This is a genomic window from Methanomassiliicoccales archaeon, from assembly GCA_029907465.1.
Classification (GTDB): domain Archaea; phylum Thermoplasmatota; class Thermoplasmata; order Methanomassiliicoccales; family JACIVX01; genus JACIVX01.
On the sequence record JARYLV010000033.1, the window covers coordinates 1 to 9126 of the forward strand.

The window sequence follows — 9126 nt, forward strand, 5'->3', positions numbered from 1 at the left end:
ACTGCAGCACAGAGGGCTTATGTAATTTGGAAAAGGATTAGATAATGACTTTAGTTGTGCGTGAGTGGCCCTTATGCCAGTCAAATTCCACTTTTCACGCAATCATTGGGCGCAGATCATGACAATGCTGGCATGTACATCATCAATCTCTTCGTTCGGTCGCCTTTTTCTATTTTTTATCACCAGCGACCTTTGATTGATTTGACTCAGAACTGATCTCTTTTCGTTTTCTGCTTCTAGTTCGGTAATAATTAAATGGATGTGTGATTTTTCTGCAAAGCGAATCGGGCTCATAACAGAGGCCGTAGCTTTTCATTGTCGAACACTCAGGCGCAGTATATTTCGTACCAGAAATTTCCCCTGTGATGTGCTCGATCTGATAGCGGGTTTTCGATTGATCGAAATCTGGTGAGCTTGAAAAAAGCTTAAGGATCTCTTCTTGGGAGAGCCCTATCCCATGGAGAAAAGCGGTTATTGCAAACCTACCGCTGTGCGGGATATTCTCGCCTGCTTGAATCATTCCTACGAGTTTTCTCATGCATGGGGGTAGCTTAATGATACTGATTCTTCCGAGGTCTTCGGCCTTATACTTCGCTATCCTTGTCTCAAGCGCCGTTCGAATTTCTGCGAGATCTTTAGAAAATCGTTGCAGGATTTCATTTGATACTTCAAGTGGCAATTCATTTTCGATCTTCTCTTGTAGCGCCTGTTGGAGCACTCTTGCAAACCGGTGTTTGTTCAGATAAACATACCCGTTCTCCACTTCCGTGTTAACAAGCTTCCAATCAGTACTACGCATTTTTGAGGTGTATCTCAAATAATCGGAAAAATGCATTCTCAGCGATTCGTCTATGATCGCGACTTTGACCCCGAGCTCGTCAGCAATGGATGCGACGGATTCGGCACTTTCAAGGACCAGCCTCTTATTCATTGTGACCGCTTCGGCCAGTGCGTAACGTTTGATCAGGTAGCTATCGTTTACGCAGGATACGATCATTCGAGCGACGGGATAGCTGAGTATTTCGAGTAAGCACTCTTCATCTGTTGAGATCGGATAGGTCCCGACTTCCCCTTCGATAATTGCGTCCATTACTCTCCTTTTCCCACGACTCCTCGCCTCTGAGAAAATAAATTCCTGTAGGAGATCATTGAGATCCACATCGTTCTCCTTCACATACGCAATCGCTTCTTTTAAGAACGGAAATCTTGCAAGGCGACGTGGATCCATATTGGTTGATTCAAACATATCCATTTATTTCATTTTTTCCGCGTCTTCCGAACCACTGATACGCTCGCGTTGCCCTCACTTATCGGTCTTTCAGTGACGTCGAATGTGATGATAGGGGCGATTTCCTCAGCGATGGATGGGTCGTCGAGTACACTCATCAATTCTGATAATCCTCTGAACGGTCTTGCTTTCAGAATTCGAATAGCCCTCTTCTCGCCGATTGACGGTAGACACCTCACTGCGGCAAGTGGTGCTGTATTGATTGGAAAGGGGAATTCAATTGCGGTAACACTTCTGTAACCCCAGCCAACGACGATTGCATCAACAAAACGTCCAAGCTCAAGGGGATAATCGAATCCGACAAGTAGGGGGTATGTTCCGATCTGTCGACCGAATGTCTTCTTTCCGTCTCTCATCTCCAAATAGACTCTCCGCAGTACGGTTCCAGCTGGGGCGACTCGCTGCAGCATCGGGTTATCGATCTCCTTCCTCACCGTCTCTTTAAACCTGAGAAAATCTGTATGGGCGACTCCTTGCCTAAATTCCCTCCTAATGGGCATAACCTGCCTCACATTGATCCTTCTAAGTAGTAGCCCCTCTCTCAAAACAAAACGTAGAAAGGCCAAATTGTGTTCAAGCGTTTTCTTGGTTTCACCATCCAGTCCAATAATGAAATTGAGACCTGGAAGCAGCTTAGGCAGACCATTGTCCCCAACTTCAGCTCCGACATCATTTATTAATTTAATCGCGGCGAAGACCTGTTCTGGTGTGGCATTGAGATTGTTCCTTTCAATGACGACCGGATCCGCACTTTCCATTCCGAGTGCCAGAACGTTACCACTTGTACAATAATCCACTATAGTTTCAAGAATCTCTCTTGCATCTTCTGGATGCTCAGCAATCACCGCTGGATTGGCGTTATCCAGGTGGATCACATCGACGCCGATGTCGGCAATTCCTGAGAGAAGAGTTTCGATCGCCTGCGGATTGAGTTTGAGATTGTCATGAAAACCCTCAGCTTTGTATGATATGAAACAGGTCTGCCCACCGAGTCTGAAATTTCTCACGCCAAGGCGCTTCAATGTTCTGATCTCCCGAATAATGTCCTCAGGCTCTCGAAACAGTGGTGCGCCCTTGAGCGGCTCGATACAGAACGAACACCCACCCGATCGGTAACGAATACACCCCCGATATGTTTCAATTTCAGCAATCAGTGGCTGAGGATAATCGGGGTGTTTTTTGACAACGGGTGCCCCCTCGATCAACCAGCGATTCCATTCTTCCACCGTCCTCCACCTTGCCGAGAATTTACCTGATTTAAGAAAATCGTAAACGCATGCGGCTGCATCCCTCTTCGCGACGTGGTTGAAAAGTCCTGTCTCTTCGTAGTATTCGTCGAACGTCGCAGGGCCGCCAAGAATCTTGATCCCTGGTAATGCTTTGGAAAATTGAATAATTTCGTTCCGCGATGCTGGCATTGCTCTCAGATATTTCCCAGGAACTGAAACCCCACCGAAGAAAACGCTGATCTGCGCCTCAGGTGGTTTGATTCGTTCTCTCAAGTCATTGATTGATATGTAATGAGGGGTCGCCCCCGCGTCTAGAACGGCCCCCGCGATCGCCCTGATCTGTGGTGAGATATACGGCGGGACACCGAGCGACGCGGGCTCATCAACAAAGCCATCGATGATAAGAACATCGGAATTCATGTCAAGGAACATAATCTGCGCATTATTGAAATATAAATAGTTTAACATGGTCGAATAATCTTCGTCGCTGCAAAGTCTGGCAATCCGTTATTGTAATGTTTGATAAAGCCGCTGGTATTTACCTTCCACTGTGTTATATTTACATGCGCCTTTTTTTACTTGTTTCGAAAATGAATAGATTATTTCGATGTAATGAAACGAAATATCAACTATTATTTATTTGACGGCTCGTATATGGGCTCCTGTTGGATCACAAATGACTCCCCAACATGATTTGAATTAACTTGGAGTTCAGATGAATAAAGGTGTTGCAATGCCCAATCAGAAGAAAATTGATGAAGAGAGATTGAAAAAAGCATATGAGCCAGCAAGACTAGCGATGAAGTATCACCCTTATTATGAGGGGAAGATCGAAGTTGTCCCAAAATGCCCAATACGTAGCTTCCAGGATTTTGCGATTTGGTATACTCCTGGAGTCGCAGAGCCATGCAGGGATATCCAAAAAAATCCCGAGCATGTCTACAGCCACACGAACAAATGGAACATGGTAGCGGTTGTCACTGATGGTACAAGAGTGCTTGGCCTTGGCGATATCGGGCCAGAAGCAGGTCTGCCAGTGATGGAAGGTAAGGCCCTACTTTTTAAGTATTTGGGAGGTGTCGATGCGGTACCGATCTGTTTGAACACGAAGGATCCCGATGAAATCATTCAAGCAGTCAAATGGATTGTTCCCTCATTTGGTGGTATTAACTTAGAAGACATCGCGCATCCTAAGTGTTTCACGATTCTCGATCGTCTGCGGAAGGAAGTTGAAATTCCAGTTTGGCATGATGATCAACAAGGAACGGCTACGATCGTCACGGCAGGAGCAATTAACGCGCTGAAGCTTGTTGGCAAGAAATTGGGAGAGGCAAAAGTCGCCATGATCGGTGCTGGCGCCGCGAATATCGCGATCGCTCGAGTCTTGATCGCTGCGGGAATTAATATTAAGAATATCGTCATGGTCGACAGCAAGGGGATTCTGCATCCTGGTAGAACGGATCTTGAAGGTAAATACCCTGAGAAGTGGGAAATGGCGTTGAAGTCAAATGTAGAGGGTAAGGTTGGTGGAATTAAGGAAGCGATGGAAGGCGCTGATATCGTCATCGGGGCTTCCAAGCCCGGACCAGACGTCATTACAAAGGAAATGGTAAGATCGATGGCTGACGACGCGATCGTCTTTGCTACGGCTAATCCAGTTCCGGAAATTTGGCCCTGGGACGCTAAAGAGGCGGGCGCCAGGATCGTCGCAACAGGTCGATCAGATTTCCCGAACCAGATCAATAACTCTCTTGGATTCCCTGGTATTTTCAGAGGTGCCCTTGATGTGAGAGCGAGGACGATCACCGATGAAATGTGCATCGCTGCCGCGTTAGAGCTTGCAAAAACAGCAGAGGACAAGGGTTTGACGGAGGAGTATATCGTGCCGACAATGGATGACTGGGAAGTGTTCCCAAGAGAAGCCGTCGCAGTCGGGATGAAGGCAATGGAACAGGGGGTTGCGAGGATCAAGATGAGCAGGGACGAACTTTACGATAGGGCTTCATCAATCATTCGTCGTGCGAGAGACATGACAAAGCTGATGATGAAAGAAGGCTGTATTCCGCCACCACCGGATTGAAAAACCCCTTTTTCATCATCTTATTTTCCTGCCTTTTTCTAATTGGTCGGTCTTGTCTCTATTACTAATATGGTATAGATAATGCTATTTCGATAATGAAATGTCTTCTAATACCTTCTTTTGGCAATTCATGCGATAGTAGCGAATTGAAAGGAGTTTGTTAAAAGTTGTAATTTCCGTGAATAACGTCTCGTCTTTTCAACAGTTGGACGAGTGGAACAGGGTGCTTGCTTCGTATCTGGAATTCCGCCTAACAGTCATTGAATATGAGAAACCATTTCTGCGATTAACTGATCAGATCAGGGTAAGAGAAATAGCCTCAACGCTCTGAATGCCTTTGATTGCATGGAGAGCTGTCTCAAGTTTGTCGACGATGCCTTCAGCATCAGCCATAACGAAAGTTGCTGTGAGCATCTTGAGACCAAAGGCCACAGGTTTGACTTCAATCTTCGCTACTTCCACTCCCTCAGGGACGACACCAGCAATCTTCCGCGCAATCTCTTCCATTGGAATACTTATGTCGTCGGGCATCAAATTGTAGACCGCAGCAACTTTACCCATAGCGATCACCTATGGCCCCGTAAATCCGCACTTGGGGCATGTGTAAGGGACACTCTGATCCCTGCACTTTGCGCAGCGCCCGATTTCTGTCTCACCACACATTGGACATTTAAAGTAAGTAATTCCCTTTCCGACAAGCCTGATTCCACATGAACTGCAGATCTTTTCTTGCTTCATGGTCTCAGCCGGTGCGACATGAAGCTTCTCTTATTTATAAATCCTTCTCCACATTTCTTGAAGGACTCATCGACAATGAAAGTCATTTCTGATGAGAGCAACATCCTGATCTTATTCAGTTGAGTGGTACGGTTTAGACAGGCCAATCGAGGTTCATCATTGATGAGTCGCAATACAGGCGCAAACGGTTGTCCGTGGCGACACAATCTATTTTGAGTTGAGGAGCGTATTATGAAAAATACCTTTTAGGCAAAATTTAAATAATGATAGTTGTTTGGGGACTCTCTACATGCCTATATGTGCTTGCCAAGGGCCCGTAGCTCAGCTAGGTTGGATTCTTAAACTCTAAGCATCCCTAGAAAGAGCATCTGGCTTTTAACCAGATGGCCCGGGGTTCGAAAAGGCCTCGGATCCCCAAGGCCTTCGAAAATCCCCGCGGGCCCGCCTGGAAGGGGAGAAGATGTCAACGGTGATGAAGCCTGGTAAAAAGTCGTTGCGTCGATGCATTTTTATAATGATAGCCTTTAATAGAAGAATAGGTCCGGGACCAGCGGCGAGGTGAAATTGTGTCTGATGTTATTGAGTTTAATGTTTTAGAGCATGAGCTAGTACCTGAGCACCATTTGCTCGCAGAGGAGGAGGCCGAGAAGGTCTTGAAAGAGTTGAGGATTACACGAGATCAACTTCCAAAAATCAGGAAGAGCGATGCGTGCGTAAGGGTTCTCGAAAAGGTTCATGGCCCGATCGAAGAGGGCAGGATCATAAAAATCGTAAGGAAGAGTCCAACTGCGGAGAACTTTGTGGCATATAGGATGGTCATAAGAGGGTGAGATTTTGCGGGAACTTGTAGAACTCTATTTTAAAGAGAGAAGCATTGTTAACCACCATATTGCAAGTTTTAACGATTTTCTTTCAACGATCGACAATCCAAACAGCCGAATGCAGAAAATTGTCGACAACCTAAGGGTCTCGGTAGAGGACATCGATAGGGGTGTGATTAGACTCGATCCAGACAAAACTGATGGGAGGATCATTGAGATCAGAGTCGGAAGAAAGAGAGATGAGAAAACAGGGATGATCGATCCACATGCTCGCCCAACCGTGCATGTGAAATTGCCGATTGTGAGGGAAGCAAACGGTGCCTCCCACACACTGACACCGATGGAGGCGAGACTGAGGAACTTGAATTACATTGCGCCAGTATACGTCGATTTCACTGTCATTGAAGACGGCATTGAGAGAGAGCCAGAGCATGTTCACATCGGCGATCTCCCAATCATGGTCAAATCGAAGAAATGTACGCTCTGCAAGGAAAATCTGGAAGATGAGAGGGAGCTCACTGAGGAGGAGTATAAAAACAAACTAATTGAGGCTGGCGAAGACCCGATGGACCCTGGAGGATATTTTATTATTGGGGGCACTGAGAGGGTCTTGATTTCGCTTGAGGATCTCGCTCCAAACCGAGTCATGGTCGAATTCAACGAACGGTACGGTACGAAGATAGAGGTGGCCAAGGTTTTCTCACAGAAAGAGGGCTATCGGGCTCTGACCCTCGTCGAGAAAAAGAAGGATGGGATGCTCATGGTCACAGTGCCGGCCGCCTCTGGGCAGATACCCCTCGTTGTTTTAATGAAAGCGCTCGGCATGGAGAGTGATGAAGAGATCTACGAGGCAATTGTGAGCGTCCCCGAAATGGCAAATATTGTTTATGCTAATATTGAAGAGTGTCAAGATAAGAAATTGTATCCGCCGAACGGTATCTTCACAACCGAAGACGCGATCCTCTACCTCGAGAGGAAGTTCGCGACTGGTCAGGCGAAGGAATACCGTGTGAAGAAGGTGGAGTCGATCATCGACCGTTCTCTCCTCCCTCACCTCGGTGATACACCAGATGACCGACTCAAAAAGGCAATTTTCCTAGGAAGGATCGCGAGGAGCGTGCTTGAATTATCTCTTGGCCTAAGAAAAGAAGACGATAAGGATCATTACGCAAACAAGCGTCTCAAACTTTCTGGTGACCTAATGGAAGATCTTTTCAGGGTCGCTTTTACCAATTTGATGAAGGATCTGAAATACCAGCTCGAAAGAAGTTACGCGAGGAAGAAGGACCTGAGAATCTCGAGCGCCATCAGGCCCGATCTACTGACAAATCGCCTCATACACGCCCTTGCGACGGGTAACTGGGTTGGTGGCAGAGCGGGCGTAAGCCAACTCCTCGACCGGACATCAAATATGAGTACGCTCAGTCATCTGAGAAGGGTGACTTCCTCTCTCACGAGGAGCCAACCTCATTTCGAGGCGAGAGATCTGCATCCGACGCAGTGGGGCAGACTTTGCCCGAATGAAACACCGGAAGGTCAGAATTGCGGGCTTGTCAAGAATGCTGCGCTGATCATCGATGTCTCGGAAGGATTTCCAGAAGAGAATGTTCTGTGGATTCTGAGGGATCTTGGCGTTAAAGAGGTTAAAGGCCAGAAAAAGACTGGTACTCGGGTATATGTGAATGGCGACCTCGTCGGCGTCCACGACCGCGCGAGGGAGCTCGTTGCGGAGATACGATATAGGCGTAGATCGGGCATTATTTCTCACGAGATTAACATAAGATATGATGAAGAAATGGACGAAGTTATCATAAACTGCGACGAAGGCAGGTTGAGAAGGCCCCTCCTCGTTGTCAAAAACGGGAGAACAGTTCTAACTAGGAGGCATCTTGATGAGATTGCCGAAGGCAGACTCGGATGGTCAGATCTCCTGAGAGAGGGGGTCATTGAGTGGTTGGACGCTGAGGAAGAAGAGGACACTTACATCGCAATTGAAGGCTATAAAGTGCCTGAACGATGTAGCAACTGTGGCCGGGCGTTATCACCGATCGACGTCACTTGGTTAAATCCTGGTGCGGAGGAAAACTATGCGCTTCTCCGCTGCCGCCATTGTAATGGCGAGATAAAGACACCTCTCACATTGACACGTGAACACACCCACATGGAGATCGACCCGATTCTTATTCTTGGTGTATGCGCTGGGCTCGTCCCCTACGCCGAGCACAACTCTTCGCCGAGGATCACTATGGGAGCTGGGATGGCGAAGCAGTCCCTCGGCCTCAGCACGACGAATTACCGTAAGAGACCCGACACGAGGGGACACCTTCTCCACTATCCGCAGAAACCAATTGTCCAAACAAAGACGATGGATTTCGTCTCGTTCAATGAGAGGCCCGCGGGTCAGAACTTTGTCGTTGCAGTTCTGTCCTACCACGGGTACAATATGGAAGATGCGTTGATTCTCAACAAGGCGAGCATTGATAGAGGGCTCGGCCGCTCGACTTTCATGAGAACCTACAGAGCCGAGGAGCGCAGATATCCGGGCGGACAGGAAGATCACTTTGAAATTCCCGGTCCAGATGTGAGGGGCGCGAGAGCCGATCTTGCCTACAGCAATCTCGGTGAAGACGGCCTAATCAGTCCGGAAACTTCGGTCAACGGCGGTGATGTACTGATTGGAAAGACATCCCCACCACGATTCCTCGAAGAGGAAACGGACTTTCTCACACCCCAGAAACGGAGGGAGACCTCGATCACCGTTAGACCAGGTGAGAGCGGATGGGTTGACAGCGTCATGCTGACAGAATCGGAAAATGGAAGCCGCCTTGTCAAAGTTAAGGTAAGGGATGAGAGAATCCCCGAACTCGGTGATAAGTTCGCATCTCGCCACGGTCAAAAAGGTGTCGTTGGACTCATCGTTCCCCAGGAAGACATGCCGTTCACATCGGATGGAGTTGTCCCTGATCTGAT

The 9126-nt window shown here is 47.6% G+C and carries 7 protein-coding genes and 1 tRNA gene; 4 read left to right on the plus strand and 4 right to left on the minus strand.

Annotation, left to right across the window (positions count from 1 at the left end):
• Window positions 1-169 precede the first annotated feature (169 nt).
• Both QHH00_08275 and QHH00_08280 read right to left on the minus strand, forming a co-directional pair.
• Window positions 170-1228: a DNA primase large subunit PriL gene (locus QHH00_08275; GenBank protein ID MDH7509367.1), complete on the minus strand. Its 1059-nt coding sequence runs from the start codon at window positions 1226-1228 to the stop codon at window positions 170-172.
• A 29-nt stretch (window positions 1229-1257) separates the two neighbouring features.
• Window positions 1258-2937, minus strand: a complete 1680-nt coding sequence (locus tag QHH00_08280; GenBank protein MDH7509368.1) for a radical SAM protein — start codon at window positions 2935-2937, stop codon at window positions 1258-1260.
• 295 nt (window positions 2938-3232) lie between these two features.
• Here QHH00_08280 and QHH00_08285 point away from each other — a divergent pair, with 295 nt between their 5' ends.
• Entirely contained in the window at window positions 3233-4597 is a 1365-nt protein-coding gene (locus QHH00_08285; protein ID MDH7509369.1) for an NADP-dependent malic enzyme, read from the plus strand.
• 294 nt (window positions 4598-4891) lie between these two features.
• Here the strand turns inward: QHH00_08285 and QHH00_08290 are convergent, their stop codons facing one another.
• Together QHH00_08290 and QHH00_08295 are read right to left on the minus strand one after the other, a co-directional pair.
• The gene (locus QHH00_08290) at window positions 4892-5158 is read right to left on the minus strand and encodes an elongation factor 1-beta (GenBank protein MDH7509370.1); all 267 of its coding nucleotides are present in this window, start codon (window positions 5156-5158) and stop codon (window positions 4892-4894) included.
• Between the two features lie 9 nt (window positions 5159-5167).
• The gene (locus tag QHH00_08295; GenBank protein MDH7509371.1) at window positions 5168-5335 is read right to left on the minus strand and encodes a zinc finger domain-containing protein; all 168 of its coding nucleotides are present in this window, start codon (window positions 5333-5335) and stop codon (window positions 5168-5170) included.
• Between the two features lie 310 nt (window positions 5336-5645).
• Here QHH00_08295 and QHH00_08300 point away from each other — a divergent pair.
• The 3 genes from QHH00_08300 to QHH00_08310 all read left to right on the plus strand — a co-directional run.
• Window positions 5646-5779: transfer RNA gene (locus tag QHH00_08300), tRNA-Lys, on the plus strand.
• 122 nt (window positions 5780-5901) lie between these two features.
• Window positions 5902-6165 carry a DNA-directed RNA polymerase subunit H gene (locus QHH00_08305; GenBank protein ID MDH7509372.1) on the plus strand — a complete coding sequence of 88 codons (264 nt, stop codon included), beginning with the start codon at window positions 5902-5904 and terminating at the stop codon, window positions 6163-6165.
• A gap of 4 nt (window positions 6166-6169) precedes the next feature.
• A partial coding sequence (locus tag QHH00_08310; GenBank protein MDH7509373.1) for a DNA-directed RNA polymerase subunit B'' occupies window positions 6170-9126 on the plus strand: 2957 nt, incomplete at its 3' end.

Bases quoted from the DNA above. Each gene is read 5' to 3' on its own strand.
- QHH00_08275 (MDH7509367.1), bottom strand. From the start codon at position 1,228: ATGGATCCACGTCGCCTTGCAAGATTTCCGTTCTTAAAAGAAGCGATT.
- QHH00_08280 (MDH7509368.1), bottom strand. From the start codon at position 2,937: ATGAATTCCGATGTTCTTATCATCGATGGCTTTGTTGATGAGCCCGCG.
- QHH00_08285 (MDH7509369.1), top strand. From the start codon at position 3,233: ATGAATAAAGGTGTTGCAATGCCCAATCAGAAGAAAATTGATGAAGAG.
- QHH00_08290 (MDH7509370.1), bottom strand. From the start codon at position 5,158: ATGGGTAAAGTTGCTGCGGTCTACAATTTGATGCCCGACGACATAAGT.
- QHH00_08295 (MDH7509371.1), bottom strand. From the start codon at position 5,335: ATGAAGCAAGAAAAGATCTGCAGTTCATGTGGAATCAGGCTTGTCGGA.